This window comes from Sphingomonas aracearum, from assembly GCF_003345355.1.
Lineage (GTDB): Bacteria > Pseudomonadota > Alphaproteobacteria > Sphingomonadales > Sphingomonadaceae > Sphingomonas > Sphingomonas aracearum.
Window position 1 is genome coordinate 1,360,847 of the sequence record NZ_QQNB01000001.1, and the last position, 25,933, is coordinate 1,386,779.

The window sequence follows — 25,933 nt, forward strand, 5'->3', positions numbered from 1 at the left end:
TGGGCGGCCTTGCGGGCCATTGTCTTTGGCCAGCTTCGCCGTGATGATGCGGCCATGCAGAGCCCGGATGCTCCCGACACCCAGCGCGAGGCGCGCATCGCCGCCGATCCCCTCTACACGGCGCTGGTCCGCGACCGGCAGCGTTTCTCGTGGGCGCTCACCGCGGTGACCGTGATCGTCTACTCCGCCTTCATCTCGCTGATCGCCTTCGACAAGCCGTTCATGGCGCGCCCGCTGTTCGGGACGATCACGATCGCGGTGGTGCTGGGCGCCGCCATGCTGGTGGGAACGATCGCGATCTGCGCGGTCTATGTGCGCCGCGCGAATACAGACTATGACGCCCGGCTTGCCGCATTGCTCGACAAGGTGGGCCGGTGATGCGGTCGCTGGGACGGGCGGCGGCGCTGATCCTGCTGCTGGGATGGGCGACCGGCGCCGATGCGGCCATCGGCGGCGCCGTCGCGCGGCAGCCGACCAACTGGACGGCGATCGCGATGTTCGCCGGCTTCGTCCTGCTCACCTTGTGGATCACCGGCGCGGCGGCGCGGCGCACCCGCTCGGTTTCCGATTTCTATACCGGCGGGGGGATCACCGGGTTCCAGAACGGCCTCGCCATGGCCGGCGACTATTGCTCGGCCGCCTCGTTCCTGGGCATCACCTCGCAGATCTTCAACGACGGCTATGACGGGCTGATCTACGCGATCGGCTTTCTCGTCGGCTGGCCGATCGTGCTGTTCCTGATCGCGGAAAAGCTGCGCAACCTCGGCCGCTTCACCTTTGCCGACGTCGCTTCCTATCGCTTCCTGCAAGGGCCGGTGCGCAGCTTCTCGGCGGCGAGCACCTTGTTCGTGGTGGCCTTCTACCTGATCGCGCAGATGGTCGGCGCGGGGCAGCTGATCCAGCTCTTGTTCGGCCTGCCCTATCTCGTCGCCATCACCGTCGTGGGCGGGCTGATGATGGTGTACGTGCTGTTCGGCGGCATGCGCGCGACCTCCTGGGTGCAGATCATCAAGGCGGTGCTGCTGCTGCTCGGCGCGACGTTCCTGGTGCTCGGCGTACTGGCGCATGTCGGCTTCTCGCTGGAGGCGCTGTTCGCGCGCGCGGTCGCAGTGAAGACGCAGGTCGCGCTCGGCACCGGCCTCGACCCGGCGGAAGCCGCCGCCCGCGGCCGCGCGATCATGGGGCCGGGCGGCTTCATCAAGGACCCGGTCTCGGCCTTGTCGTTCGGCTTCGCGCTGATGCTCGGCACCGCGGGGCTGCCGCATATCCTGATGCGCTTCTTCACCGTTCCCGACGCGCGGGAGGCACGCAAGTCGATCCTGTGGGCAACCACGTGGATCGGCTATTTCTACGCGCTCACCTTCATTCTGGGGTTCGGCGCGATCGTGATGATCTCGTTCAATCCCGCTTACGTCGATGCGAGCGGCGCCATCCGCGGCGGCAACAACATGGCGGTGATGCACCTGGCCCATGCGATCGGCGGCAACCTGTTCCTGGGCTTCATCTCCGCCGTCGCCTTTGCCACCATCCTCGCGGTGGTCGCCGGGCTGACCTTGTCGGCGGCCTCCGCCATCTCGCACGACGTCTATGCCAGCGTGCTGCACAAGGGCGCGGCCGATCCCGCGCGCGAGCTGCGCGTGTCGCGGATCACCACGATCCTGCTGGGCATCGCCGCCATCGTGCTGGGCATCGTGTTCGAGAAGCAGAACGTGGCGTTCATGGTCAGCCTCGCCTTTGCGCTGGCCGCTTCCGGCAACTTCCCGGTGCTGGTGCTGTCGCTGCTCTGGTCCGGCTGCACCACCCGCGGCGCGGCCTGGGGCGGCACCATCGGCCTGGTGACGGCGCTGGGCCTGACGATCCTCTCGCCGGTGATCTGGGTGGCGGTGTTCGGGTTCGAGCGGGCGGTGTTCCCATACAGCTCGCCGGCCTTGTTCTCGGTGCCGATCGCCTTTGCCGCGATCTGGCTGCTCTCCGTGCTCGACCGTTCGCCTCGCGCCGCGGTGGACCGCGCAGGCTATCCGGCGCAGCGGCTGCGCTCCGAAACCGGCCTCGGCGTCCACGACCCCGCGGCGCACTGAAAGGCGGGACAGGCTGTTCCAGGCGCCGCGGGCGGTTGGCGGATATGCCGCCGAGCCGCTTGCGGCTTCGCGTGTCAGGCGGGAGCGGCTGCGGCCACCCCGTGGGGAGCGACGAGGCCGCCGTGGCGTGCCGGCGCGCGAAGGGGGTTTCGACCCAGGGCCCGCGGGCGGGGAGCGACGTGCGCGCAGGCTGCTCTCCACGGTGGGCCGACTGTTCCGATCCACGCTCCCGTGCGCGATGCTGTCGAGGCCGGCGACCGCGCGCCAGACCTCGGCCAGCGAGATGTCCACGCCCGCCTCGATCAGCGACGTGGACACGATCCGCGCCGCGCGCGACACGGCATGGTCGAGGATGCGGGCACGCAAGGCGTTCACCTCCGTCTGCTGCTGCGGCTTGCCTGTTGCCGCCCGGATCGCCTCCACATGGTCCGGGCGCAGCACCCCTGCCCGCGACGGCTCCTCCTCGCCATGCGCGCGGGCATAAAAGAGCTCGGTGGCCAGCCGGTCGGCATCGACCAGGCACGAGAACAGCATCCGCACGAGGAAGTGCAGCGAAAAGCCGGGGCAGTCGGGATCGAGTCTCGGCGCGCGGCCCGACCTCAATTCGGCGGGGGAAGGCAGATCGGGCGCATGGTCCTGCCAGCCGGCATAATCCTCGATCGGTCGCGAACGATCCAGCCGCTGCTCCAGCGTGCCACCTTCGTGCCCGGCGCCATCGGCCAGCCCGGCATGGTGGCCGGCAACGGCAAAGGCGATCAGCCGGCCGGCGGCGCCATAGGCGGCCACCGCCTCCCGCGCGCCGGCGCTGCTGTGGTCGGGGCCCTTCGCGGTGCCGGCGCTGCCGCCGATATAGTCCTGATAAGCGCGCGCCACCTTGCCGATGTCGTGCAGGATGCCGGCCGCGCGTGCCCAGGCCGCCGCGCCGAACACCGCCGCGAACGATGCCGCGAGATCGGCCACTTCGCTCAGATGCTGGAACGGGGTTTCCCAGCCCTCTTCCGGCGCACGGCCTTTCACCGAATGTGCGTAACGCGCGTCTGCATCCATGCCCGTCTGCCCTCCCCAGCCCGCCGATCGCCGGGTCATGGCGGAGCAGGAAGGCGGCAGGCAAGCCGCCCTGCCCCCGGTTCAGCTCCATCGTGGAGGGGATGCGGCAGCCTTGTCCCGACGCCGGAGCCGACAGGCACCGCTCGCTTGCCGCCGCCGCCGCGCCGGGATAAAGGATGCGAATGACTTGCAGTAACATCCGCCGGCCATGACCCGCGGCGCCGTTCGCGCCTGGTATCTCGTGCACAAGTGGACGAGCCTGGTCTGCACCGCCTTCCTGCTGATGTTGTGCGTCACCGGCCTGCCGCTGATCTTCCACGACGAGATCGACGCCGCGCTCGGCCAGGGCGTCGCCGCGTCCCGGCATCCCGGCCCCGCCTCCTCCGGCACCGATCTGCGCCTCCTGCCGCTCGACCGCATGCTGGCGATCGCGCTGGCCGAGCGGCCGGGCGAGGTGCCGCTGTTCATGGCCTTCGACAATGCCGGGCCGCTGATGACGATCACCACCGGCCCGCGCCCCGATGCGCGCGCGCCGGAGATGACGATCCAGCAGCTCGACCGGCGCACCGGCGCGGTGATCGGCCACGAGCGCGAGGGCGGATCGGGCGGGATCACCGCTTTCCTCCTGCAACTGCACACGGACATGTTCCTGGGGCTGAAGGGCGAGCTGTTCCTGGGCGGAATGGGCTTGCTGTTCGTGCTCGCGCTCGTCTCGGGCACAATTCTGTACGCCCCGTTCATGCGCAAGCTGGATTTCGGCACGCTGCGCGTCTCGCGCAGCCGGCGGGTGAAGTGGCTCGATTACCATAACCTGCTCGGCATCGTCGCGCTGGCGTGGATGGCGGTGGTGGGGAGCACCGGCATCATCAACGCGCTGGTCACCCCGATCACCCGGACGTGGCAGCGCGGCGAGCTGGCGGAGATGACGCGCGCCTATGCCGGGCGCCCGGCGCTGCCGCCCGCCCGCTACGGCTCGATCGACCGGGCGATGGCGCGGGCGCGGGAGGCGATCCCCGGCATGAACCCGCGCTTCATCGGCTTTCCCGGCGGCGCGTTCAGCAGCAGGCATCATTATGGGGTGTTCTTCGAAGGCAACACGCCGCTGACCGAGCGGCTGCTCACCACCGCGCTGATCGACGCCGAAACGGGCGCGCTGACCGATGCGCGGCCGATGCCGTGGTATTTCAAGGCGCTGTCGCTGTCGCGTCCGCTGCACTTCGGCGACTATGGCGGGCTGCCGCTCAAGATCCTGTGGGCTTTGCTCGACCTGTTCACCATCGTGGTGCTCGGATCGGGCCTGTATCTGTGGGTGGCGCGGCGGCGGACCACCCTGCGCTCGCGCGTGGCGGAAGTGACGAGCGGCGGGCTGCTCGAACCGGTGCCGGCCGAATGATCCGCTCCACCTGGGCCTTGCCGCTGCTGCTGGGGGTGTCGTCGGTGATCGGCCTGATCACCGCGCTGGCCGGCGACGGGTGGCATGACTGGGTGGCCTGGGCGACGCTTGCCGCGCCGGTCGCCGCCACGATCTGGGCGATGCGGATTCAGCGTAGCTGATACTCGCCTGCCAAGCCTGAAAATGGTGCGAGGAAGCAGGGTACGAAATCGCCCGCGCTGACGCAGGCCCTTCAGCCTTCGTCCAAAGGAAAGGGGCGCCGCTCCTGCGAGCGACGCCCCTTCCTGTCAGTTGCCGAAGGTCCGCTGCCACCAGCCTCGCCGCGGTGCAGCGCCGGGCTCGGCGTCGTTGCTCGCGGCCGCCGCGGGGTCTTCGGCAGGCGCCTCCGCGCTCGGCGCGGGCGCTTCCGCAACCGGTGCTTCCGGCTCCGCTACCTGCACATCGGCATTGCCGGCGGGCGTTTCGGCCGGAGCTTCGGGCGCCGCGGCCTTGCGGCGGCTGCGCTTCGGCTTGGCCGGCGCCTCCTCGGCGGTCGCGCCATCGGGCTCGGCAGGCGTCTCGGCGGAAGCCGCCTTGCGCCGGGTGCGCTTCGGCTTGGGCGCGGGCTCCTCGGCAGCGGCGGGCGCTTCGCCCGCATCGACTGCCGCTGCCGGCGCTTCTGCCGCGGGCGCTTCCACCACCGGCTCCGCCTTGCGTGCCCGCGGACGGCGACGCGTCTTGGGCGCTTCCTCCGCCACCGGCTCTTCTGCGGCGGGCGCTTCGGCGGGAGCGTCAGCAGGAGCGTCAGCAGGCTGGGCGACCTCGGGCTCCTGCGCCACCGGTGCGGGCTCGACAGCCGGCTCGGCCTCCGGCGCCGGCGCTTCGGCCTCCGTCACCGCGTCGGCCGAGGCCTCGCCATTGCCGCGACGCCCACCGCGCCGGCCGCGACGGCCGCGACGACGACGGCCCTCGCCCTCGCCCGCCTGCTCGTCACCGGACTGCTCGGCGCCGGCCTCGACAACCTGGCCCTCGTCCTCGCCCTCCTGCGGGTCGCTCGCGGCGTCCTCCGCGGCGAGCGGCTGCTCACCGACGAACTCGCCCTCGCCTTCGGAACCGCGCTCGGCGTCGCTGCCGTTCTCGTCCTCGCCACCACGATTGCGCCGGCCACGACCGCGACGGCGGCGGCGGCGGCGACCGCCCTCGCCTTCCTCGCGCTCCGGCCGCTCGGCACGGGCGGCCCGCTCCCCGTCGGCATCGGCGTCGACGTCGGCGGCGGAAGCCTCCTCGGCCTCTTCCTCCTCGTCCAGCTCTTCCTCGATCTCGGGCAGGTCATCGTCATTGTCGATGATCGGCGCCTCGAAGCGCGGCGGGTGGGCGGGCGGCGGGCCGGAGGCCTCCACCGCCATGCGCGCGCCCTCATTCTCGCCCTCGGGCGTCACCTCGACCGACACGCCGTAGCGATCCTCGATCTCGGCGATGTCCCCGCGCTTGCGGTTGAGGAGGTAGAAGGCCGCCTCCATCGAGCAGCGCAGCGTGATGCACGAGCCGCGCCCGCGCGCCGCCTCGTCCTCGATCAGGCGCAGCGCGGACAGGCCCGACGACGAAGCGGTGCGGACGAGGCCGGTGCCTTCGCAATGCGGGCACTGGCGGGTGGACGCTTCCAGCACGCCGGTGCGCAGCCGCTGGCGGCTCATCTCCATGAGGCCGAACGAGCTGATCCGGCCGACCTGGATGCGCGCGCGATCGTTCTTCAGCGCCTCCTTCATCGCCTTTTCGACCTTGCGGACGTTGGACCCGTTGTCCATGTCGATGAAGTCGATGACGACGAGGCCGGCCATGTCGCGCAGGCGCAGCTGGCGGGCGATCTCGTGCGCCGCTTCCAGGTTGGTCGCGGTGGCGGTCTGCTCGATGTTATGCTCGCGGGTGGAGCGGCCCGAGTTGATGTCGATGGAAACCAGCGCTTCGGTCGGGTTGATGACCAGATAGCCGCCGCTCTTCAGCTGCACCACCGGGTTGTACATGGCGGACAGCTGATCCTCGACATGCGCGCGCTGGAACAGCGGAATGGGGTCGCTGTAATGCTTCACCTTCCGGGCATGGCTGGGCATCAGCAGCTTCATGAACTCGCGGGCCTGGCGATAGCCTTCCTCGCCCTCGACGATCACCTCGTCGATGTCGCGATTGTAGATGTCGCGGATCGCGCGCTTCAGGAGATCGCTGTCGCCATAGATCAGCGCCGGCGCCGAGGAGGACAGCGTCTTGTCGCGGATCTCGTCCCACAGCCGGGCGAGATAGTCGAAGTCGCGCTTGATCTCGGTCTTGGTGCGCTGCAGCCCGGCGGTGCGCACGATGCAGCCCATCGATTGCGGCAGCTGCAGATCGGCCATGATCGACTTCAGCCGCTTGCGATCGCCGGCGTTCGAAATCTTGCGGCTGATCCCGCCGCCATGGCTCGTGTTGGGCATCAGCACGCAATAACGGCCGGCCAGCGACAGATAGGTGGTCAGCGCCGCGCCCTTGTTGCCGCGCTCTTCCTTGACGACCTGCACCAGCAGCACCTGGCGCCGGCGGATCACGTCCTGGATCTTGTAGCGGCGGCGCAGGTTCATGCGGCGCTCGCGCAGGTCCTCCACGGCATCGTCCGAGGCACCGCGGCCGCGACGCTTGCGCCGCGGCTTGCCTTCGGCAACCGGCGCTTCCTCGTCTTCGGCGGAAGCCGCGTCTTCGCCGGCGTCGTCCTCGCCGCCTTCGTCCTCGGCGCCCTCGTCGTCATGATCGTGGTGGTCGTGATCGACCTCGATCACCTCGCCATCGTCGTCGTGCAGCGCATCGTCGGCGTCCAGCTCGGCGCGCAGCGCGGCTTCCTCCGCGGCATGCTCGGCCTCTTCGCGCAGCAGCGCGTCGCGATCCTCCTTGGGGATCTGGTAGTAATCCGGGTGGATTTCCGAAAAGGCCAGGAAACCGTGGCGATTGCCGCCGTAATCGACGAACGCCGCCTGCAGGGACGGTTCGACGCGAGTTACCTTGGCGAGATAGATATTGCCCTTGAGCTGCTTGCGCTCGGCGGACTCGAAATCAAATTCCTCGATCCGGTTTCCCTTGACGACGGCAACCCGGGTTTCTTCCCGGTGCCGTGCGTCGATCAGCATACGCATGGTCATTCAATATTCTCCGGGCGCGCAAGCCCAGCGGGGTAAGCGCTGCTCGCGCGCGATTGGGCGGCATCAGCAAGGCGGCGTCAGCGCCGGCCTCCGAGCCGCGATGTGAAAAGCTGTAGGTGGTGCGTGCCTTCGCTCGCGCCGCACGCCCGGGCATCAGGCCGGGGGCACCCCAAACATCCGCGCTCCCGCCGGCAGGAGCCGGTCGGATGGGCGTGGAGGGGAAATGCGGCATTGCGAACGTCAACCTGGAATGGCCTGGCCCTTGCGGATTCGGCCGTGAACGCGTCGGCGGATCGCCACAGGATGCAGCTTCCGACGCAACACGGTTGCTAGCACCGGAGCCGCGATGCAGCAACTGGCAGGATTTTGCCGCCTGCCGGCAAGGAAATGCCGAACGCCGCATTAACCTTGCCGCTTCACCCGGTGCAAAAGCCTGAGCGGGCAGAGCGATCACCGTCATCGCTTTCACCGACCGGAGCGTGTGAGCCCCATGTCTTTTTGCTGGACCGGTCCCGTGCCGGCGCGGCAGTGTGCCCGCGTGTTCTTCTTTCTCGCCCTGCTTGCGTGCTGGATCGGCGGCGCGCCCAGCTGGGCCGCGGCCCTGGCGCCGCTCGCGGCCGCCCGGGGCACCGCTCCCGCCAGGCTGGGAAGCCTGCCGCCGGCGCGCAAGTATCAGGTGTCGGCCGCCGTGCCGCGCCGGGCACGCGCGTTGCCGCTCCCGCGTATCTATGGCGACGATCCCACGCGCCCGCTGGTGGTGATCGATGCCGGTCATGGCGGCTTCGATCCCGGTGCGATCTCGCAAGACGACGGCCTGCAGGAAAAGGACGTGACGTTGCGCATCGCCAGGGCGATCCGCGACGAACTGGTGAAGTCCGGCCGCGTGCGCGTGGCGCTGACCCGCGAGGACGATCGCTTTCTGGTGCTCCAGGAGCGCTACGGCCTTGCCCGCCGTATGAAGGCGCAGCTGTTCATCTCCATCCACTGCGACAGCGTGGGTGCGGGCGATGCGTCCGGCGCCACCGCCTATACCCTGTCCGAAGTCGCGTCGGACAAGCAGGCCGCGCGGCTGGCCGCGCGCGAGAACAAGGCCGACATCATCAACGGCATCGACCTGTCGGGCGACAATGCCGATGTTTCGCCCATCCTGATCGACCTTGCCCAGCGCGAGACGATGAACGCGTCGGCCGCCTTTGCCCGCCTGCTCGGCCGCGAGGCGGCGCCGCTGATGCCGGTAAAGGCGAACTTCCACCGCATGGCCTCGCTGATGGTGCTCAAGGCGCCGGACATGCCCTCCATCCTGTTCGAGACGGGGTATATCTCCAACCCGAAGGACGCCGCCTTTCTCGATTCGCGCGAGGGCCGGCGCAAGATCGCGCAAAGCGTCCGCCGCGCCGTGGAGGTGCATTTCGCCCGCCGCCTGGCGCTGAGCGACGGGCCGCGGCGAACCGGCGCCAATTAGGGCGCCGACGCTGGGGGGCCAGCGCGGGGGTCAGCCCGCCGCCACGCGCACCGCGTCGCAGATCCGGGCGACCACCGTCTCCACCTGGTTCGCGTCGTCGCCCTCCGCCATGACCCGGATCACCGGCTCGGTTCCGGACGCGCGGATCACCAGCCGCCCGCGGCCCTCGAGCTCCGCCTCCGCCTCCGCAATCACCGTGCGCACCGCCGGCGCCTCCAGCGGCTTTGCCCCGCGCGCGAACTTCACGTTGCGCAGCAGCTGCGGCACCGGCTCGAACCGGCGCAGCACCTCGCTGGCCGGCCTGCCGCTGCGCACCAGCTCGGCCAGGATCTGCAACGCGGCGACCAGCCCGTCGCCGGTGGTGCCATAGTCGGACAGGATGATGTGGCCGGATTGCTCGCCGCCCACGTTGAACCCGCCGCTGCGCATCCGCTCCAGCACGTAGCGGTCGCCCACGCCGGTGCGCTCCAGGGCGATGCCCTGCGAACCGAGGTAGCGTTCCAGACCCAGGTTCGACATCACGGTGGCGACCAGCCCACCGCCGACCAGCCGGCCCTCGCGCGCCCACGCCCCGGCGATCGTCGCCATCAACTGGTCGCCGTCCACCACCGTGCCGTTCTCGTCCGCCACGATCAGCCGGTCCGCATCGCCGTCAAGGGCGATGCCGATATGCGCGCCGCTCGCGACCACCGTTTCGCACAAGAGCTGCGGCGCGGTGGAGCCGACCCCGTCATTGACGTTGAGGCCGTCCGGCTTGACGCCGATCGCCACGACGTCCGCGCCCAGCTCCCACAAGGCGGAAGGAGCGACCTGATAGGCGGCGCCGTTCGCGCAATCGACCACCACCTTCAGCCCATCCAACCGCAGGTCGGCCGGAAAGGTCGACTTGGCGGCATGGATGTAGCGGCCGCGCGCATCCTCCACGCGTCGTGCGCGGCCGATCTCGGCGGCGGGCGCCAGCGGCACCTCGCCGTCGATCAGCGCCTCGATCGCCAGCTCGTCCGCATCCGACAGCTTGTAGCCATCGGGGCCGAACAGCTTGATGCCGTTGTCATGATAGGGGTTGTGGCTGGCCGAGATCATTACGCCGATGTCCGCGCGCATCGACTGGGTCAGCATCGCCACCGCCGGCGTCGGCATCGGGCCGACCAGCACCACGTCCATGCCCACGCTGGTGAAGCCCGCCACCAGCGCATTCTCGATCATGTAGCCGGACAGGCGCGTGTCCTTGCCGATCACCACGCGGTGCCGGTGATCGCCGCGGCGGAAGTGCGCACCGGCCGCCATGCCCACCTGCATCGCCATCGCCGCGGTCATCGGCGACTGGTTGGTCAGCCCGCGAATTCCATCGGTGCCGAAATATTTCCTTGCCATCGACGCTATCCTACACTGCTTATGGCGCGCGCCGTTCGGGCGCAGGGCGCCTGCCATAGCGAGCGCGGGGAAAAAGGGCGAGTATGTCTCAGGCGTGGCGAATTCTCTTGGCGCTGGTGCTCGGCATCGGCTTCGGCATTGCGGGCGCCGAGATTTCGCCGGAGGGCGCACTCGACCTGACGCTCGTCACCGGGCCGGTCGGCTCGGCCTGGCTGCATGCGTTGCAGATGGTGATCGTGCCGCTGATCGTCGGACTGCTCGTCACCGGCGTCGGCGCGGCGGCCGATGCGGCGCGGGCGGGGCGGATCGCCGGGCGGTCGATGCTCTACTTCGTCGTGATCCTGTGGTGCACCACTTTGCTGTCGGCGATCGTCACGCCGATCCTCCTGAACGTCTGGCAATTGCCGCCGGAATGGTCCGCCGCGCTGCGCCAGTCGCTGACGGGCGCCAAGCCGATGGGCACCGTGCCGAGCCTGGGCCAGTTTTTCGACACGATCGTGCCGACCAACGTCGTGAACGCCGCCGCGGGCGACGCCTTCCTGCCGCTGACCATCTTCGCGCTCGCCTTCGCCTTTGCCATCACCCGGCTGGAGCCCGCCTCGCGCGAGCGGCTGACCGGGCTGTTCCAGGCGCTGGTCGAGGCGATGCTGGTCATCATCAACTGGGTGCTGGCGCTCGCTCCGATCGGCATCTTCGCGCTCGCCTATGGCGTGGGCGCGCGGACGGGCGCGGCGGCGTTCGGGGCGCTGCTCCACTACATCCTCACCGTCTCCGCGATCGGGTTCCTCGTGCTCCTGTCGGGCTATGTCGTGGCGGTGGTGTTCGGCCGGGTGAAGCTCGGCGCGTTCGCCCGCGCGGTCGCCCCGGCACAGGCGGTGGCGGTCTCCACCCAATCCTCGCTCGCCTCGCTGCCGGCGATGCTGGAGGCCTCGGAGAAGCTCGGCGCCGCGCCCGCGTCGGCCGGCATCACCCTGCCGATCGCGGTGGCCGTGTTCCGCGCGACCAGCCCGGCGATGAACCTCGCCGTCGCGCTCTACGTCGCGCACTGGCTGGGCGTGCCGATCGGCGCGGGGCAGCTGGCGGCGGGAGTGGCGACGGCGGCGATCACCACCATGGGATCGGTTTCCTTACCCGGCACGATCAGCTTCTTCGCCTCGGTCGCGCCGGTGTCGGTGGCGATGGGCGTGCCGATCGAGGCATTGGGGCTGCTGGTGGCGGTGGAGACCATCCCCGACCTTTTCCGCACCGTTGGCAACGTGACCATGGACACCGCGGTGACGGTAGCGGTGGCGCGCAAGTCCGCGGGCGACATCGCGCATCCGGAGATTGCCCCGCGGGTGTGAGCGGCCCGCCTTCCGTCATTCCCGCGCAGGCGGGAATCCAGAGCCGCTAAGCTCCGCTGGAACTCGCACCGGCAGCGCATCTGGATCCCCGCCTCCGCGGGGATGACGGCCGTGTTCAGGATGGGCGGTCGAGGACCGCGGATAGCGACTACAACTGAGCGCCGCTCACACAACCCATAGTCACCCCGGCGAAGGCCGGGGTCCATCCCTCCACGAGCGCCAGCGCCTCCGTGGATCCCGGTCTGCGCCGGGATAACATTTGTGGGCGCAAATTCTGATTTCAAAGCCTTAGCCAGGCGCTGGCCTCGTGTAACCGCACGAACGAGCCGGCTATAAAGATTAAGTTCACCGCGACCGGAATCATGAGACGAGTAGCCGGTCCCTTCGCAGGAAACGTTACTTGCTTCCATACCGCACGACAGAGCAGGACTCCAGTCACAGCAGTCGCCAAGGGGAAGCCAAACAGAAAGACTTCAGTACTCTCGCCGCGGTGACGGTAACCGCCGTAGATCGCGTGATACATGTCGTCCAGATGCGGTGATCTACTGTAGATCCAACCCGCATAGCCAAGCAGATAGGTGCAAAGGCCTCCCACACATGCCGCCAAAGCAATTGGGAAATGTCGCTTGCTCAACGTCAGACCCCTATAAACATGCCCCGCCCACTACAATCATTTCCGCTACTTGGCGTATCTGCCGCCCGTTCAGCCCCCCGCCCAAGCCGTCAGCAGCGTATGCGCGATCGCGATCGGCGGCGGGGGCAGGAAGCGGCCCGGCTCCCCCGCCAGAACGCGGCGAACCTCGTCGCGCGAGACCCAGATGGCGTCCTCCAGCTCCTCGGTGTCGAGCGTCAGTGCATCGCTGTCCGCCTGCGCCACGCAGGCGATCATCAACTGCGAGGGAAACGGCCAGGGCTGGCTGGCGACGTAGCGGACGTTGGTGACCCGCACCCCGGCTTCCTCGGCGATCTCGCGGGCAACGGCTTCCTCGATCGATTCGCCCACCTCCAGGAACCCGGCCAGCGCCGAATAGCGGCCGGGCGGGAAGCTCGGCTGGCGCCCGAGCAAGGCGCGGTCGTCATGCTCGGCAATCATGATGACCACCGGATCGACGCGCGGGAAATGCTCCGCCGAGCAGTTCGGGCAGGCGCGGCCCCAGCCGGCACGGTGCAACCCGGTGCCATGCCCGCAATTGGCGCAGAAACGGTGCCGCGCATGCCAGTCCAGCAGCGAGCGCGCGGCGGCATAGGTCGCCGCCTCGCCCGGCGCGAGGTCGGCCAACGCCATCATCAGCCGCGGCGAGCGGGTCGCGCGCACGCCCGGCACCAAAGCGGCGAAATGCGGGCGGCCGTCGCCGACGCCCAGCAGCACCAGCTCCGCGCCCTCCGGAGCCTCCGCCCTGCTTGTCCATTCGAGCCGCCCCTCCGCGTCCACGCGCGGCTCCAGCCCGTCGAGCGCCAGCAGCCGCCCGCGCCAGTCGGTCAGCGCCGCGGCATAGGCCTCGGGATTCGTGCGGATCGGTTCGGCACGGTCCAGCGTGCCGCCGGTGAAGCCGGGAACAGCCAAGGCCTTACTGCGCCAGCCGCTGCAGGTCGGCGTAGAGCGCCTTCACCGTTTCGGCGCGCACCGGATATTTCTCGCCGGGGAAATAGTTCACCATCACCGTGCCGCGCGCGCGCTTCTTCGGGTCGACCCAGGCGATCGTGCCCGCCGCGCCGCCCCAGCCATAGGTGCCCGCCGACGCCCCGCCCGGCACGTCGCGCAGATAGACCGAGCCGCCCGCGCCGAAGCCAGCGGCCGTGCTGGCGCTCGCAGCGCCGCCGGTGGTGGTCACGCTGCCCGCATTGTAGGTGACGCCCGGCGGCAGGAGGTTGGACATGGCCAGCCGGGCGGTTTCCGGCTTCATGATCCGCACGTCGTCCAGCGTGCCGTAATCCTGCAGCATGTGCAGGAAGCGGTCGTAATCGCGCGCCGACATGACGAGCCCGGCACCGCCATAAGGGAAGCTCGGCTTCTGCAGGTACACCGAGCTGGCCCCCGGATCGAGCGGCACGCGCCGCCCGCCGAGCCCCCAGGTGACGTTGTCCGACAGCCGCCGCGCCTCGCCCGCCGGCACCTGCCAGTAGCTCGATTTCATCTTCAGCGGCGCGAAGATGCGCGTGTTCACGAACGTGTCGAACGGCATGCCGCTCGCCTTCTCGATCACCGCCCCCATCACGTCGAGGCCGATCGAATAGCTCCACCTGGTCCCCGGCTCGGCGATCAGCGGCAGTCTGGCCACGCGGTTCGCGAACTCCTGCAGGGTCGGCGCGCGAACCTTGCGCATAGACACTTCCAGCTGCGCATTGACCTGCGCCGGGTTGATGCCGTTCGCGTCATACGCCTTCAGCAGCGGCCCCTTGGTGATGATGTTGTAGCCGAGCCCGGCGGTATGGGTAAGGAGGTTGCGCACGGTGATCGGCCGGGTCGCCGGGTGGCTTTCCAGCGTGTCCGGCCCGTTCTGCACCGTCATGGTCCGGAACGCGGGCAGGAAGTCGCTGATCGGCTGGTCGAGCTTCAGCTTGCCTTCCTCCACCAGGATCATCGCCGCCATGCCGGTGATCGGCTTGGTCATGGAATAGACCCGCCACAGGCTGTCCGGCCCCGCCGCCGCGGCACCGGGCGCATCGCCGATCCTGCCGGCGGATACGAACAGGGTGGGCAGGTCGCCCGCGCCGAAGCCGCCGACGATGCCGGGCATCCGATCCTGCGCGACATAGCCGTCGAACAGCGCTTGGGTATTGGGCAGCACGGCCGCCGCGGTGCCCGCCCGCGGCGCGGGAGCGCGGCGCTGCGCCTGTTCGGCATGAACCGCCAGCCCGCCGCACGCGGCGAGCAGCGCCACTCCGATCGCGATCCCCGTGCCCTTCTTCATGCCTCGTTCCCCTGTCTCGCGGCCTTGGCGAACACCGTCGGCAACCCTGCCTTGTCCAGCTCGGCGATCGGCCACCACTCGCCTTCGCCGTCAGGTTGCGACGGCTCAACGGCCTTCGCAAGCGCCAGTTGCAGGCGAAAGTGCGTGAAGACGTGATCGACGCGAACGCCCGTCATCCGCCAGGCCGCATCGGCGGGCGCGCCGGCCAATGCGGGCGGGGCATCGCTCCACGCCCCGGTCGGCAGCGCCCGCATGCCGCCGAGCAGGCCCTTGTCGGGCCGCCGCACCAGCCACACCGCGCCGTTCCGCTCCAGCCAGAAGACGGTGCCGTGGCGCTGCGGCTTGGCGGCCTTCGTCTTGGGCGCGGGGAAGGTTTCCGGCGTTCCGCTCGCAAACCCCGCACAGTCGCCCCGCAACGGACACAGCAGGCATTTCGGCGCCCGCGGCGTGCAGACGCCGGAGCCCAGATCCATCATCGCCTGCGCAAAGTCGCCCGCGCGCGCCTCCGGCGTGATCGTCTCCGCCGCCGCCCGGATCGGCGGACGCGCCGCGGGCAGCGGCTGCGCAATCGCGAACAATCGCGCCACCACCCGCTCGACATTGGCGTCCACCACCACCGCGCGCCGGCCAAAGGCGATCGCCGCCACCGCCGCCGCCGTATAGTCGCCCACGCCCGGCAAGGTGCGCAGCCCCGCTTCCGTGTCCGGAAAACGCCCGCCATGCTCGCGCACCACGGCACGGGCACAGGCGAGCAGATTGCGGGCACGCGCATAATAGCCGAGCCCCGCCCAGGCGGCCATCAGGTCCGCATCTGCCGCCGCCGCGAGCGCTTCCACGCTCGGCCAGCGTTCCAGGAACTCGGCAAAGCGCGGCCGCACCGTGGCCACGCTCGTCTGCTGCAACATCACCTCCGACAGCCACACCGCATACGGGTCCGCCGCATTGCTTCCCGGGGGCGCGCGCCACGGCAGCACGCGGGCGTGCCGGTCGTACCAGGCGAGAAGGTCGGCGGCGATCATGGGAGAATGCTTGGCGGGCACGCCCCCGCTATGGCATGGCAAACCGGATGAGCAAGCGCGGCGACATCGCTCCTGTGAGACCCCGACCCTTCGCGGACGCCCCGCGCCGGGGCGGCGCGCGCGCCATCTCGGAACTGCTGCCCGACACCACCCGCGCCGCCTTTCGCCGCTTCGGCTTCGTGCAGAGCGCCATTGTCAGCCGCTGGAGCGAGATCGTCGGCGAGCGGTTCGCACAGGTGTCGGTGCCCGAATCGATCCGCTTCCCTGTCGGCAAGAAGGCGGAAGGCACGCTGAACCTCGTCGTGCGCGGGGCGCACGGGCCGATGATGCAGCATATCGCGCCGGAGATCATCGAGCGGGTGAACCGCTTTTTCGGCTATCCGGCGGTGGTGAAGGTGGCGATGCGGCAGGGCGAGGTGCCCGTGCGCGCCAAGCGCGTCGCGCCGCCCTCGATCAAGCCGCCGGTGCCGACCGAGCTTGGCGAGTCGCTGCGCACCATCGCCGATCCGGAGCTGAAGGCGGTGCTGGAGGCGCTGGCCGCCGGCGTCGCCTCGGTCGCCGCCTCGCCCACCCTCGACATCCCCGTTCTCGGAAAGATCAAGTGAAGCGCCTCCTCCTGCTCCTCGCGCTCCTGCTCCCGGCACTAGCCTCGGCGGCGCCGCCGGACTGGACGCGCACCGCGACGCCCGCGCCGAGCGGCGCGTTCGTGATCGGCAATCCCAGGGCGCCGGTGCTCCTGATCGAATATCTCAGCTACACCTGCCCGCATTGCGCGGCGTTCAACGCCGAATCGAAGCCGGAGCTGAAGGATCGCCTCGTTCGCTCCGGGCGCGTGCGGATCGAGCTGCGCCACGCCACGCGCGACGGGCTGGACCTTGCCGCAACGATGGTCGCCCGCTGCGCCGGCGCGCGCTTTTCCGAGGCGAGCGACGCGATCTTCGCGGCCCAGCCCGACTGGTTCGAGCGCGGCCAGCAATATCTGGAGGAGAACCGCCGCCGGCTCTCCGCCTATGACACCGCGGACCGCTTGCGCGCGCTGTCCGACGGCGCCGGCCTGACGCAGATCGCGGCGAGCGTCGGGGTCACCGAACCGCGGCTGGCCGCCTGCTTCGCCAATGCCGCGGACCTCGCCAAGGTCGCCAGGATGAGCGAGGCGGCCTGGTCCACCATTTCCGGCACGCCCAGCTTCGTGGTGGCCGGCAAGCTCGTGCCGCCGACCAACTGGGCGGGCCTGAAGCCGGCGCTGGCCGCGGCCGGCGCGAAATAACCCTCAGCAGAGTTTCCGATGGAGTTCCCGATGCGTCTCACTCTTGCCGCCCTTCTTCTTCCCGTCGCGGCACTTGCCGGCTGCAACAGCAACACCGCCGCGACCAACGGCTCGACCCCGGCACCCGCCGCCTCGGCCGCGGCCGCGCCGGCGGGCAGCAACTGGGTGGACACGGTCGCCCGGACGCCGGAGGGCGGCGTGCGCATGGGCAATCCGGATGCGCCGGTGAAGCTGGTGGAATATGGCTCGCGCGCCTGCCCCTATTGCGCCAAGTTCGACGCGGAGGGCTTCCCGGCGCTGAAGGCCGGCCCGATCGCCAAGGGCACCGTGTCCTACGAGTTCCGCGAATATCCGGTGCACGGCTCGCTCGATCTCGCGCCGATCCTGCTCGGCAAGTGCGTGGACGACAGCATCTTCTTCCCGATGCTCGACCAGATGATGCAGAACCAGCAGACGCTGCTTGCGAACGTCGAAACCGCGCAGCGCGAGATCGCGCAGACGCTGCCGAACGGAACGCCCAACCAGATCGCCACCGCCTGGGCGGAGAAGCTCGGCTATATCGATTTCGTGAAGCAGCGCGGCCTGCCCGAGGCGAAGGCGCGCGCCTGCCTCGCCGACAAGGGCGGCGTGGACGCGCTGGCCAAGAACGCAGCCGCCGCCGAGCAGTCCTACAACGTCGCCGGCACCCCCACCTTCCTCATCAACAACAAGCCGGTCGCGGGCGTGAACGACTGGGCCGGCCTCAAGCCGCAGCTCAACGCGGCCGGCGCAGGCATCTGAACAACCGAGCGGCCGGCGCGGTAGCCCTTGCCGCCCGGCCGTTCCACGCTTCGCCCGGTGGTCCTCGCCGCCCGGCGTGCGGGCGGGCGCCGAGAGCACGCCCGATCATCTCCTGAGCGGACCCCGGTTCCCGTATCCTGCGGCCGCTCATCGAGCCGACGGCTGGCGTGCGCCGGTCCGCCCTCGTCCCGCGCATCGCCCCCGGTCCGGCCGGCCCGGCAAGGCGCCCGCGCGCGAGGGGCCGACATTCGCCGCGCGAGCATGCTGTTTTCGCCCGCATCGCGCCGCCGCGGGGACTGCATTGATCGACTTTAATGCAGCGATTCCACGGGAATGCTGAACATCCACCCTCTATGGGGGACTTCTTGCGTGCAGGGTAGCTGCTTGGCCGGCCGGCTCAACGCGCTGGCGGTATTGACGAACGGCGAGCAGGCAGCGCTCGCGCGCATCGAGGAGCGGACCCGCACCTTGCGGCGCGGCGCCACGTTGCAGCGCGAGCATGATGCGGTGGCCGAATGCTACATCGCGTGCCGCGGCACGTTGATGAGCTCGGTTCTGCTGGACGATGGCAGCCGCCAGATCCTGGCGTTCCTGTATCCCGGCGATCTCGTCGCCTTTCCGAACCTCGTCTACCGTGCGGCGCCGGAAACGGTATCGGCGCTGACCGACGCCGTCGTCGCGCCGCTCGACCGGCCGACCTTCGCGGGCCTGCTGCAGGACCATCCCCGGCTGGTCGCGCTGATGCTCGCGAGCCAGCAGATCGAGCGGGTGGAGCTGACCGACCGCCTTGCCGCGGTGGGCCGCACCTCCGCCAAGGCCCGCGTGGGGGCGCTCCTGCTGGAGATCCGCAACCGCCTGCGCGTGCTGGACGGAACGGGGGTGAAGTCGTTCTCGCTGGGCCTCACCCAGGAGGAGATCGGCGATGCCACGGGCCTCACCGCGGTGCACGTCAACCGCATGCTGCGCCAGCTGGAGGAAGAGGGAATGATCGCCCGCGAGGCCGGCCGCCTCACCATCCTCGACGAGCGCGCGCTGCAACGCGCGGCCAACTATTCGGACCGCCGGGCCGGTCTGGAGCTGGACTGGTTGCCGCAGGGGCGCTGACGGCCGGAGTCAACCTCGGCCGAGGGGAAAAGCCTCAGGCCTTTTCCAACGTGCATTGCAGCGGGTGCTGGTTCTGCCGGGCGAAGTCGAGCACCTGGCTCACCTTGGTTTCGGCGACCTCGTAGCTGAAGATGCCGCACACGCCGACGCCCTTCTGGTGGACGTGCAGCATCACGCGCGTGGCCGCCTCCATGTCCATGCGGAAGAAACGCTGGAGAACCAGAACGACGAATTCCATCGGGGTGTAATCGTCGTTCAGCAGCAGCACCCGGTAGGGCGTCGGCTTCTTCGTCTTCGCGCGGGTCCGGGTGGCGACGCCCAGGCCGGTGCCACCGTCCTCGTTGGCGTCCCCGTCATCGCCCTCGCGCTCGGCCATGGCCGTGATGTGGAGTTGGTCGATCATGCGAGCCTGCAAAATAGGATAGCCGCCCCCGGCAGGGCAAGGGGTCCGCGCGCCCCGCCGCGTCATTTTGTCGCCCGGCCGGCGCGGGCGGCCACACGAAAAAGGGCGCCTCCCGGCCGGAAGGCGCCCCTCGTCGTTCGGCAGGTCGCAACCGCTTACGCGGCGACCTTCACCTTTTCCGCGGCCATCGCCATGCGGTTGGAGATCGGCTGCGCGATCTCGCCGGCAAGCTTCAGCACGGTTTCGGTGTTCTTGGACGTCTCGGCCACCAGCGAGTCGAACGAGGCGCGGACGAAGTCGCCCTGCATCTTGAACAGCTCGGTCGGCGACTTCACGGTGGCGATCTGCTTCATCGCGGCGACATTCGCCTCGAACGAGCGCTTGGTATAGTCGGCCGCTTCCTGGCCGAGCGCCTGGATGCCGCGCACGGCGATCTGGCCGCTCTCGACCACCGCCTCGAGGTTGCCCTTCGAGAAGTCGCCCATGTCGGCGAACGCGGCCTGGCCCTTGGTCCACGCCGCCTTGGCGCGGTCCTGCATGGTGTTCATGGTGTTCTGCGCCTCACCGGCGACAGTGTTCATCGTTTCCACAACGTCTTCCTTCACGGTCGCCGGCGCGGGTGCGGCGGCTGGTTCAACATCGGATTGCAGGTGCTCGGCGATCTCGGCTTCCGCCTCGACGAGCTTCTGGATGCCGGGGATCACGGGGGTGGACGGCGCCGCGTCGGCCTCCGCCTCGGGTGCGTCGACCGGCGGCTGCATCGGCCAGGCGCCTGCGGGGCTTGCCACCGTGGCCTCGGCCTTCTTTGCCGCGGCCTTCGCGCGCGGCGACTTGGGTGCCTTGCTCGCCATTCCTACCTCTTTGCCCGGAATTGCTGCAGTGCAATATAAACGAGCGCGCAGGATTTGCAAGCGCCTTGTTGCACCGCAACAAAGAGCAACGTTCGAATTAGTCAGGCGTTCTCAACGCGTTCGCACATAGGTGCCCGGTGCGTCCTCCAGCGCGGGCAGCGCGCCTTCGCCCGGCAGGCGGGCGCCCGCGGCCTTCACCGTCTCGTCCGACAGGTCGCGCAGCCAGCCGAGCCAGTCCGGCCACCAGCTGCCCTTGGTTTCGGTCGCGCCGGCGATGAAATCGGCCAGGGTGTCCACGCGCTCCGGGTTGAGCCAATATTGATACTTGCCCGCTGCCGGCGGGTTCACCACGCCGGCGATATGGCCGGAGCCGGCCAGCACGAACTTCAGCGGACCCTTGAAATGGTGGGTGATCCGCCACACGCTCTCGGCGGGCGCGATATGGTCCTCGCGGCCGGCCTGGACATAGGCCGGCGTGGTGACCGTGCCGAGGTCGATCGGCGTGCCGTCCACCGACAGCGCCCCCGGCTGCACCAGCCGGTTGTCGCGGTAGAGGTCGGTCAGATATTGCAGGTGCCAGCGCGCCGGCAGGTTGGTGACGTCGCCGTTCCAGTGCAGCAGGTCGAACGGCAGATAGTCCTGCCCCAGCAGGTAATTGTTGGTGACATAGTTCCAGATCAGCTCGCGGCCGCGCAAGCTGTTGAACGTCGCCGCCAGGTAACGTCCGTCGAGGAAGCCCTCGGGCGCCATGCTGCCCAGCATCTTCAGCTGGTCGTCGTCCACGAACAGCGTGAGGTCGCCGGCACGTTCGAAATCCACCTGCGCGGTGAAAAAGGTCGCGCTCGCCACCTTCTCCTCCTGCCCGCGCGCCTTCAGCAGCGCGAGCGTCGCCGCGAGCGTGGTGCCCGCGACGCAATAACCCACCGTATGCACCGCCGGCACGTCCAGCAGGCTGCGTACCGTGTCGATCGCGTCCACCTGCGCGGCGACGTAATGATCCCACTCGACATGGCCCATCGTCGCGTCGGCCGACTTCCACGACACCACGAACACGGTGATGCCCTGCTCCACCGCCCAGCGGATGAAGCTCTTCTCCGGCGTCAGGTCGAGAATGTAGAAGCGGTTGATCCAGGGCGGGAAGATCACCAGCGGCGTGGCCAGTACCTTCTTCGTCGTCGGCGCATACTGGATCAGCTCGTACAGGTCGGTGCGCTTCACCACCTTGCCCGGCGTCGCCGCCAGGTTGCGCCCGAGCTCGAACGCGCTGCGATCGGTATGCGTCAGCTGGCCGCTGGTGATGTCCGCCAGCATGTGTTGCAGGCCCTTGAGCAGGTTCTCGCCGCGCGTCTCGATCGTGCGCTGCAGCACTTCCGGGTTGGTCGCCGGGAAGTTCGACGGGCTGACCGCATCCAGGAACCCCTTGGCGGCGAAGCGCAGCTGCTCCTTCTGCCTGGGGTCGAGCCCCTCCACCGCCTCCACGCCCTGCTGGATATGATCGGCGAGCAGGAAATAGCTCTGGCGGATCCAGTCGAACACCGGATGCTCGCTCCAGGCCGGGTCGCGGAACCGCTTGTCCTTCGCTTGCTCGGGCGACAGCGCGGGGCGCTCCGCCTGCGGATCGAGAAAGCGGTGCCACAGGGTCACGCTGTCTTCCCAGAACCGTTCGGCGCGCTTCAGCGTGGCGGGATCGTTGAAGCCCGGAAGGACAGGGAGGACGGAGGGCGACGTCTCCATCGCCTCCAGCCCCTGTTCCAGCATCATCTGCTGCGCGCGGCCGAGCACCCAGGTCCAATGCTGGAGGTCGGCCAGCGTCGGCGGCTCCGGCGATTGCGTGGCCATGGCGTCTCTCTCCCGTTTGCGCCCGGTTTACCGGTCGCCCCCGTCCCATGCCAGCGAAAGCTGGGGGTAGCCCCAAGTTAAGCTGTGGGTGACGCCCCGCGTTGTTTGCGCGTACAACGCCCGCCCCACCGGAAGCGAAAGCGAGGATCATGTCCGACTTCTACCGCATCAAGCGACTGCCGCCCTATGTCATCGCCGAGGTGAACGCGATGCGGGCCGCGGCGCGCAGCGGGGGGGAGGACATCATCGACCTGGGCATGGGCAACCCCGATCTGCCCCCGCCGGCGCACGTGATCGACAAGCTGGTGGAGGTCGCGCGCAAGCCCGACGCGCACGGCTATTCGCAGTCCAAGGGCATTCCCGGCCTGCGCCGCGCCCAGGCCAATTACTATGCCCGCCGCTTCGGCGTGGAGGTCGATCCCGAAACGGAGGTCGTGGTAACCATGGGCTCCAAGGAAGGGCTCGCGAGCCTCGCCACCGCGATCACGGAGCCGGGCGACGTGATCCTGGCGCCCAACCCCTCCTACCCGATCCACACCTTCGGCTTCATCATCGCCGGCGCGACGATCCGCGCGGTGCCGACGACGCCCGACGAGCGCTATTGGGAAAGCCTGGAGCGCGCCATGGCCTTCACCGTGCCGCGCCCCTCAATCCTCGTCGTCAACTATCCGTCCAACCCCACCGCCGAAACGGTGGACCTGGCCTTTTACGAGCGGCTGGTCGCCTGGGCGCGCGAGAACAAGGTGTGGGTGATTTCCGACCTCGCCTATTCCGAGCTCTATTACGACGGCAAACCGACCGTCTCGATCCTGCAGGTGCCCGGCGCCAAGGACGTGGCGATCGAGTTCACGTCGCTGTCCAAGACCTATTCCATGGCCGGCTGGCGGATGGGCTTCGCGGTCGGCAACAGGACGCTGATCGCGGCGATGACGCGGGTGAAGTCGTATCTCGACTACGGCGCCTTTACCCCGATCCAGGCCGCCGCGGTCGCCGCGCTGAACGGGCCGCAGGATATCGTCGAGCAGAACCGCCAGCTCTACCACAAGCGCCGCGACGTGCTGGTGGAAAGCTTCGGCCGTGCCGGCTGGGACATCCCCTCCCCGCCCGCCTCCATGTTCGCCTGGGCCCCGCTGCCGCCGGCGCTGGCGCATCTGGGATCGCTGGAATTCTCCAAGCAGCTCCTCACCCATGCCAAGGTCGCGGTCGCGCCGGGCGTCGGATACGGCGAGAACGGCGAGGGCTTCGTGCGCATCGCCATGGTGGAGAACGAGCACCGCATCCGCCAGGCCGCGCGCAACGTGAAGAAATATCTCCAGTCCATGGGGGTCAACACGCCGTCCGTTCTTTCCGGCACGAAGACCGCCTGACGCGTGCACATCGATCCGCTGTATTCGGTCGCCGGCGTGCTGGTCGGCATGCTGGTCGGGCTGACCGGCGTGGGCGGCGGGTCGCTGATGACGCCGCTGCTGGTGCTGGCGTTCGGCTTCCATCCCGCCACCGCGGTGGGCACCGACCTGCTCTATGCGTCCGCCACCAAGGTGGTGGGAACGGGGGTGCATGGCTGGCGCGGCTCGGTGGACTGGCGGGTGGTGCGGCGGCTCGCGACCGGCAGCATCCCGGCCACCCTGCTGACGCTTCTTGTGCTGAGCAAGGTGGGCGTGCGCTCGCCGAGCCTCGACCATGCGATCAACGCCGCGCTCGGCTCCGCGTTGGTGCTGACGGGCGCCGCGACCTTCTTTCGCGCGCGCATCGTCGCCCGGCTCCAGCATCATTTCACCGCAGCCAGCGAGCGGCGCATCGCCCGGCTGACCGGCGTGCTCGGCGCGACCTTGGGCGTGCTGGTCACGCTGACCTCGGTGGGGGCCGGGGCGCTGGGCATGACGGCGCTCCTCGTCCTCTACCCGCGCGCGCCGATCGCCCGGCTGGTGGGCTCGGACATCGCCCATGCCGTGCCGCTCACGCTGGTCGCCGGCCTCGGCCATCTTGCGCTGGGATCGGTGGACGCGGGGCTGCTGGTGTCGCTGCTGCTCGGCTCGGTCCCCGGCGTGATCGGCGGCAGCCTGCTGGCGACCCGCGTCTCCGAACGCGTGCTCGGCCCGGTCCTGGCCGCCACTCTGGTGGTGGTCGGCGCCAAACTGCTGCTGTAGAGCCCGTCTCCATCGCTTTTCGTGGAGATCCCCGCATGACCGACCGCATCGACCGCGCCCTGGAGGAACTGGGCCTTTCCCTGCCGGAGGCCGCCGCCCCGATCGCCGCCTATGTGCCGGTGGTGGAAGCCGGCGGGATGCTGCACGTGTCCGGCCAGCTGCCCTTTCACGACGGCCAGGTGATGACCGGGCGGCTGGGCGACAACCAGGACCTGCATTTCGGCGTCGCCGCGGCGGAGGCGTGCGCACTGATGCTGGTGGCGCAGCTCAGCAAGGCGCTGGACGGCCGGCTGGAGCGGATCGAGCGGATCGTGAAGCTCGGCGTGTTCGTCGCCTCCGCGCCCGATTTCACCGATCAGCCCAAGGTGGCGAACGGCGCTTCCGAGCTGATGGTGAAGCTGTTCGGCGATGCCGGCCGCCATGCCCGCTCCGCCGTGGGCGTCTCCGCGCTGCCGCTCGGCGCGGCGGTGGAAGTGGACGCGGTGGTCAAGCTGATCGACTGATCGGACGGGAGTGGCCCTTGGCCGCTCCCCTTCCGCGCCCTAGATGGGCGACGTGACTTCCATCACTGCCCGCCTCGCCGATGGCGTTCGCGCGATCCCGGCCGCCGACTGGGACGCGTGCGCCGGATCGCGCAATCCGTTTCTCAGCCACGCCTTTCTCTCGATCCTGGAGGAATCCGGCAGCGCCACCGCGCGTGCCGGCTGGCAGCCGATCCCGATCGTGGTCGAGGATGCGGACGGGCGGCCGGCCGCGATCGCTCCGGCCTATGCCAAGAGCCACAGCCAGGGCGAATATGTGTTCGACCATGGCTGGGCCGACGCCTGGCAGCGCGCGGGCGGGGAATATTACCCGAAGCTGCAGATCGCGGTGCCCTTCACGCCCGTGCCCGGGCCCCGGCTGCTGCTGCGCGACGACAGCCTCGCCGCGGCGCTGATCGCGGGGATCGAGGCGGTGACCGACCAGCATGGCCTGTCCTCCGCCCACGCCACCTTCGTCGCGCCCGGCCAATTGCCGGCGTTCGAGGCGGCGGGATGGCTGATCCGCGAAGGTACGCAGTTCCACTGGCGCAATGACGGCTATGCCGGGTTCGACGATTTCCTGGCCGCGCTGGCCAGCCGCAAGCGCAAGGCCATCCGCAAGGAACGCGCCGACGCGGTGGAGGGGCTGACGGTGCGCCACCTGTCCGGCGCCGACATCACCGAGGCGGACTGGGACGCCTTCTGGACCTTCTACCAGGACACGGGCAGCCGCAAATGGGGCCGGCCGTACCTGACCCGCGCCTTCTTCTCGCTGCTGGGCGAGCGGATGGCCGACAAGGTGCTGCTGATCCTGGCCGAACGCGACGGGCAGCCCATCGCCGGCGCGCTCAACCTCCTCGGCGCCGACACGCTGTACGGCCGCTATTGGGGCTGCACGGAGGAGGTGCCGTTCCTCCATTTCGAGCTGTGCTATTACCAGGCGATCGATGCCGCGATCGCGCGCGGCCTGACTTTCGTGGAGGCGGGGGCGCAGGGCGAGCACAAGCTGGCGCGCGGCTATGCCCCGGTGCCGACCTGGTCGGCGCATTACATCCCGGACCCGAACTTCCGTCGCGCCGTGGCCGAGTTCCTGGCGCGCGAGCGGGAGTCGGTGGAAGCGGACCAGGCCTATCTGGAAGAATTCACGCCGTTTCGGCGAGGCTGAGGCCGCAGCCCGGCCGGCCTGCGTCAGCAGCCGGCCTCGCCCGGCCGCCGGCAGCATCGCTGCCCAAGCGACGTTGGCTTTGCCGCCG

The 25,933-nt window shown here is 69.5% G+C and carries 23 protein-coding genes and 1 pseudogene; 15 read left to right on the top strand and 9 right to left on the bottom strand.

Translation table 11 applies throughout. From position 1 onward, the window contains the following. Positions 1-54: 54 nt before the first annotated feature. From DVW87_RS06465 to DVW87_RS06475, 3 genes are all read left to right on the top strand, one after another. Positions 55-378, top strand: coding sequence for a DUF485 domain-containing protein (locus tag DVW87_RS06465; protein ID WP_114686848.1), 324 nt, complete (start codon positions 55-57; stop codon positions 376-378). After that, entirely contained in the window at positions 378-2,078 is a 1,701-nt protein-coding gene (locus DVW87_RS06470; protein WP_114686849.1) for a cation acetate symporter, read from the top strand. The genes DVW87_RS06465 and DVW87_RS06470 overlap by 1 nt, the downstream gene beginning before the upstream one ends. Before the next feature lie 238 nt (positions 2,079-2,316). Beyond that, entirely contained in the window at positions 2,317-2,562 is a 246-nt protein-coding gene (locus tag DVW87_RS06475; protein WP_114686850.1) for a hypothetical protein, read from the top strand. Between the two features lie 20 nt (positions 2,563-2,582). On the opposite strand, the pseudogene DVW87_RS18600 reads toward DVW87_RS06475, so the two are convergent. Further along, positions 2,583-3,164, bottom strand: a pseudogene (locus tag DVW87_RS18600) (CRISPR-associated endonuclease Cas3''); the annotation flags it as partial. A 169-nt stretch (positions 3,165-3,333) separates the two neighbouring features. On the opposite strand from DVW87_RS18600, the gene DVW87_RS06485 reads away from it, so the two are divergent. Both DVW87_RS06485 and DVW87_RS18045 read left to right on the top strand, forming a co-directional pair. Beyond that, positions 3,334-4,518: a PepSY-associated TM helix domain-containing protein gene (locus DVW87_RS06485; protein ID WP_114686851.1), complete on the top strand. Its 1,185-nt coding sequence runs from the start codon at positions 3,334-3,336 to the stop codon at positions 4,516-4,518. Beyond that, complete coding sequence (locus DVW87_RS18045; RefSeq protein WP_181814736.1) at positions 4,515-4,679, top strand: hypothetical protein; 165 nt, start codon at positions 4,515-4,517, stop codon at positions 4,677-4,679. Before DVW87_RS06485 ends, DVW87_RS18045 begins: the two co-directional genes overlap by 4 nt. Positions 4,680-4,805: 126 nt before the next feature. Here the strand turns inward: DVW87_RS18045 and DVW87_RS06490 are convergent, their stop codons facing one another. Beyond that, positions 4,806-7,658 (bottom strand): Rne/Rng family ribonuclease, encoded by a 2,853-nt coding sequence (locus DVW87_RS06490; protein ID WP_220149787.1) that lies wholly within the window; start codon positions 7,656-7,658, stop codon positions 4,806-4,808. Between the two features lie 490 nt (positions 7,659-8,148). Here DVW87_RS06490 and DVW87_RS06495 point away from each other — a divergent pair, with 490 nt between their 5' ends. Continuing rightward, positions 8,149-9,120, top strand: a complete 972-nt coding sequence (locus DVW87_RS06495; RefSeq protein ID WP_114686853.1) for an N-acetylmuramoyl-L-alanine amidase family protein — start codon at positions 8,149-8,151, stop codon at positions 9,118-9,120. Positions 9,121-9,150: 30 nt separating this feature from the next. Here DVW87_RS06495 and glmM read toward each other — a convergent pair whose 3' ends face one another. Continuing rightward, positions 9,151-10,494 carry a phosphoglucosamine mutase gene (gene glmM, locus DVW87_RS06500; RefSeq protein WP_114686854.1) on the bottom strand — a complete coding sequence of 448 codons (1,344 nt, stop codon included), beginning with the start codon at positions 10,492-10,494 and terminating at the stop codon, positions 9,151-9,153. 83 nt (positions 10,495-10,577) lie between these two features. Between glmM and DVW87_RS06505 the strand changes: the two genes are divergently transcribed. After that, positions 10,578-11,837, top strand: a complete 1,260-nt coding sequence (locus DVW87_RS06505; protein WP_114686855.1) for a dicarboxylate/amino acid:cation symporter — start codon at positions 10,578-10,580, stop codon at positions 11,835-11,837. A 703-nt stretch (positions 11,838-12,540) separates the two neighbouring features. Here the strand turns inward: DVW87_RS06505 and nudC are convergent. The 3 genes from nudC to mutY are packed head-to-tail and all read right to left on the bottom strand — an operon-like array spanning position 12,541 to position 15,768. Next, positions 12,541-13,401: an NAD(+) diphosphatase gene (gene nudC, locus DVW87_RS06510; RefSeq protein ID WP_114686856.1), complete on the bottom strand. Its 861-nt coding sequence runs from the start codon at positions 13,399-13,401 to the stop codon at positions 12,541-12,543. Between the two features lie 4 nt (positions 13,402-13,405). After that, entirely contained in the window at positions 13,406-14,749 is a 1,344-nt protein-coding gene (locus DVW87_RS06515; protein WP_114686857.1) for a serine hydrolase domain-containing protein, read from the bottom strand. Further along, entirely contained in the window at positions 14,746-15,768 is a 1,023-nt protein-coding gene (mutY, locus tag DVW87_RS06520) for an A/G-specific adenine glycosylase (RefSeq protein ID WP_114686858.1), read from the bottom strand. The genes DVW87_RS06515 and mutY overlap by 4 nt, the downstream gene beginning before the upstream one ends. A gap of 35 nt (positions 15,769-15,803) precedes the next feature. Between mutY and DVW87_RS06525 the strand changes: the two genes are divergently transcribed. The 4 genes from DVW87_RS06525 to DVW87_RS06540 all read left to right on the top strand — a co-directional run bounded on the left by DVW87_RS06525 (position 15,804) and on the right by DVW87_RS06540 (position 18,919). Then, positions 15,804-16,373, top strand: coding sequence for a DUF721 domain-containing protein (locus DVW87_RS06525; RefSeq protein ID WP_114686859.1), 570 nt, complete (start codon positions 15,804-15,806; stop codon positions 16,371-16,373). Continuing rightward, positions 16,370-17,035 carry a DsbA family protein gene (locus DVW87_RS06530; RefSeq protein ID WP_114686860.1) on the top strand — a complete coding sequence of 222 codons (666 nt, stop codon included), beginning with the start codon at positions 16,370-16,372 and terminating at the stop codon, positions 17,033-17,035. The genes DVW87_RS06525 and DVW87_RS06530 overlap by 4 nt, the downstream gene beginning before the upstream one ends. A gap of 30 nt (positions 17,036-17,065) precedes the next feature. Continuing rightward, a complete protein-coding gene (locus tag DVW87_RS06535; protein ID WP_114687119.1) occupies positions 17,066-17,815 on the top strand; it encodes a thioredoxin domain-containing protein in 750 nt (249 codons plus the stop codon). Positions 17,816-18,184: 369 nt separating this feature from the next. Then, entirely contained in the window at positions 18,185-18,919 is a 735-nt protein-coding gene (locus DVW87_RS06540) for a Crp/Fnr family transcriptional regulator (protein WP_239017793.1), read from the top strand. A gap of 34 nt (positions 18,920-18,953) precedes the next feature. Here DVW87_RS06540 and clpS read toward each other — a convergent pair whose 3' ends face one another. From clpS to DVW87_RS06555, 3 genes are all read right to left on the bottom strand, one after another. After that, positions 18,954-19,295 carry an ATP-dependent Clp protease adapter ClpS gene (gene clpS / locus DVW87_RS06545; protein ID WP_114687120.1) on the bottom strand — a complete coding sequence of 114 codons (342 nt, stop codon included), beginning with the start codon at positions 19,293-19,295 and terminating at the stop codon, positions 18,954-18,956. A gap of 182 nt (positions 19,296-19,477) precedes the next feature. Beyond that, complete coding sequence (locus DVW87_RS06550; RefSeq protein WP_114686862.1) at positions 19,478-20,173, bottom strand: phasin family protein; 696 nt, start codon at positions 20,171-20,173, stop codon at positions 19,478-19,480. Between the two features lie 111 nt (positions 20,174-20,284). After that, on the bottom strand, positions 20,285-22,012 hold the full coding sequence (locus DVW87_RS06555; protein WP_114686863.1) for a PHA/PHB synthase family protein: 1,728 nt from the start codon (positions 22,010-22,012) through the stop codon (positions 20,285-20,287). Between the two features lie 149 nt (positions 22,013-22,161). Between DVW87_RS06555 and DVW87_RS06560 the strand changes: the two genes are divergently transcribed. The 4 genes from DVW87_RS06560 to DVW87_RS06575 are packed head-to-tail and all read left to right on the top strand — an operon-like array spanning position 22,162 to position 25,845. Beyond that, positions 22,162-23,379 carry an LL-diaminopimelate aminotransferase gene (locus DVW87_RS06560; protein WP_114686864.1) on the top strand — a complete coding sequence of 406 codons (1,218 nt, stop codon included), beginning with the start codon at positions 22,162-22,164 and terminating at the stop codon, positions 23,377-23,379. 3 nt (positions 23,380-23,382) lie between these two features. Further along, the gene (locus DVW87_RS06565) at positions 23,383-24,159 is read left to right on the top strand and encodes a sulfite exporter TauE/SafE family protein (RefSeq protein WP_114686865.1); all 777 of its coding nucleotides are present in this window, start codon (positions 23,383-23,385) and stop codon (positions 24,157-24,159) included. 35 nt (positions 24,160-24,194) lie between these two features. After that, positions 24,195-24,662: a RidA family protein gene (locus tag DVW87_RS06570; protein WP_114686866.1), complete on the top strand. Its 468-nt coding sequence runs from the start codon at positions 24,195-24,197 to the stop codon at positions 24,660-24,662. Between the two features lie 43 nt (positions 24,663-24,705). Further along, positions 24,706-25,845 (top strand): GNAT family N-acetyltransferase, encoded by a 1,140-nt coding sequence (locus tag DVW87_RS06575; protein WP_114686867.1) that lies wholly within the window; start codon positions 24,706-24,708, stop codon positions 25,843-25,845. The last annotated feature ends 88 nt before the right edge of the window (positions 25,846-25,933 follow it).

Excerpts from the sequence above, each read along its gene's own strand:
- DVW87_RS06465 (WP_114686848.1), top strand. The coding sequence starts at position 55 with ATGCAGAGCCCGGATGCTCCCGACACCCAGCGCGAGGCGCGCATCGCC.
- DVW87_RS06470 (WP_114686849.1), top strand. The coding sequence starts at position 378 with ATGCGGTCGCTGGGACGGGCGGCGGCGCTGATCCTGCTGCTGGGATGG.
- DVW87_RS06475 (WP_114686850.1), top strand. The coding sequence starts at position 2,317 with ATGCTGTCGAGGCCGGCGACCGCGCGCCAGACCTCGGCCAGCGAGATG.
- DVW87_RS06485 (WP_114686851.1), top strand. The coding sequence starts at position 3,334 with ATGACCCGCGGCGCCGTTCGCGCCTGGTATCTCGTGCACAAGTGGACG.
- DVW87_RS18045 (WP_181814736.1), top strand. The coding sequence starts at position 4,515 with ATGATCCGCTCCACCTGGGCCTTGCCGCTGCTGCTGGGGGTGTCGTCG.
- DVW87_RS06490 (WP_220149787.1), bottom strand. The coding sequence starts at position 7,658 with ATGACCATGCGTATGCTGATCGACGCACGGCACCGGGAAGAAACCCGG.
- DVW87_RS06495 (WP_114686853.1), top strand. The coding sequence starts at position 8,149 with ATGTCTTTTTGCTGGACCGGTCCCGTGCCGGCGCGGCAGTGTGCCCGC.
- glmM (WP_114686854.1), bottom strand. The coding sequence starts at position 10,494 with ATGGCAAGGAAATATTTCGGCACCGATGGAATTCGCGGGCTGACCAAC.
- DVW87_RS06505 (WP_114686855.1), top strand. The coding sequence starts at position 10,578 with ATGTCTCAGGCGTGGCGAATTCTCTTGGCGCTGGTGCTCGGCATCGGC.
- DVW87_RS06515 (WP_114686857.1), bottom strand. The coding sequence starts at position 14,749 with ATGAAGAAGGGCACGGGGATCGCGATCGGAGTGGCGCTGCTCGCCGCG.
- mutY (WP_114686858.1), bottom strand. The coding sequence starts at position 15,768 with ATGATCGCCGCCGACCTTCTCGCCTGGTACGACCGGCACGCCCGCGTG.
- DVW87_RS06525 (WP_114686859.1), top strand. The coding sequence starts at position 15,804 with ATGGCAAACCGGATGAGCAAGCGCGGCGACATCGCTCCTGTGAGACCC.
- DVW87_RS06535 (WP_114687119.1), top strand. The coding sequence starts at position 17,066 with ATGCGTCTCACTCTTGCCGCCCTTCTTCTTCCCGTCGCGGCACTTGCC.
- clpS (WP_114687120.1), bottom strand. The coding sequence starts at position 19,295 with ATGGCCGAGCGCGAGGGCGATGACGGGGACGCCAACGAGGACGGTGGC.
- DVW87_RS06550 (WP_114686862.1), bottom strand. The coding sequence starts at position 20,173 with ATGGCGAGCAAGGCACCCAAGTCGCCGCGCGCGAAGGCCGCGGCAAAG.
- DVW87_RS06555 (WP_114686863.1), bottom strand. The coding sequence starts at position 22,012 with ATGGCCACGCAATCGCCGGAGCCGCCGACGCTGGCCGACCTCCAGCAT.
- DVW87_RS06560 (WP_114686864.1), top strand. The coding sequence starts at position 22,162 with ATGTCCGACTTCTACCGCATCAAGCGACTGCCGCCCTATGTCATCGCC.
- DVW87_RS06570 (WP_114686866.1), top strand. The coding sequence starts at position 24,195 with ATGACCGACCGCATCGACCGCGCCCTGGAGGAACTGGGCCTTTCCCTG.
- DVW87_RS06575 (WP_114686867.1), top strand. The coding sequence starts at position 24,706 with ATGGGCGACGTGACTTCCATCACTGCCCGCCTCGCCGATGGCGTTCGC.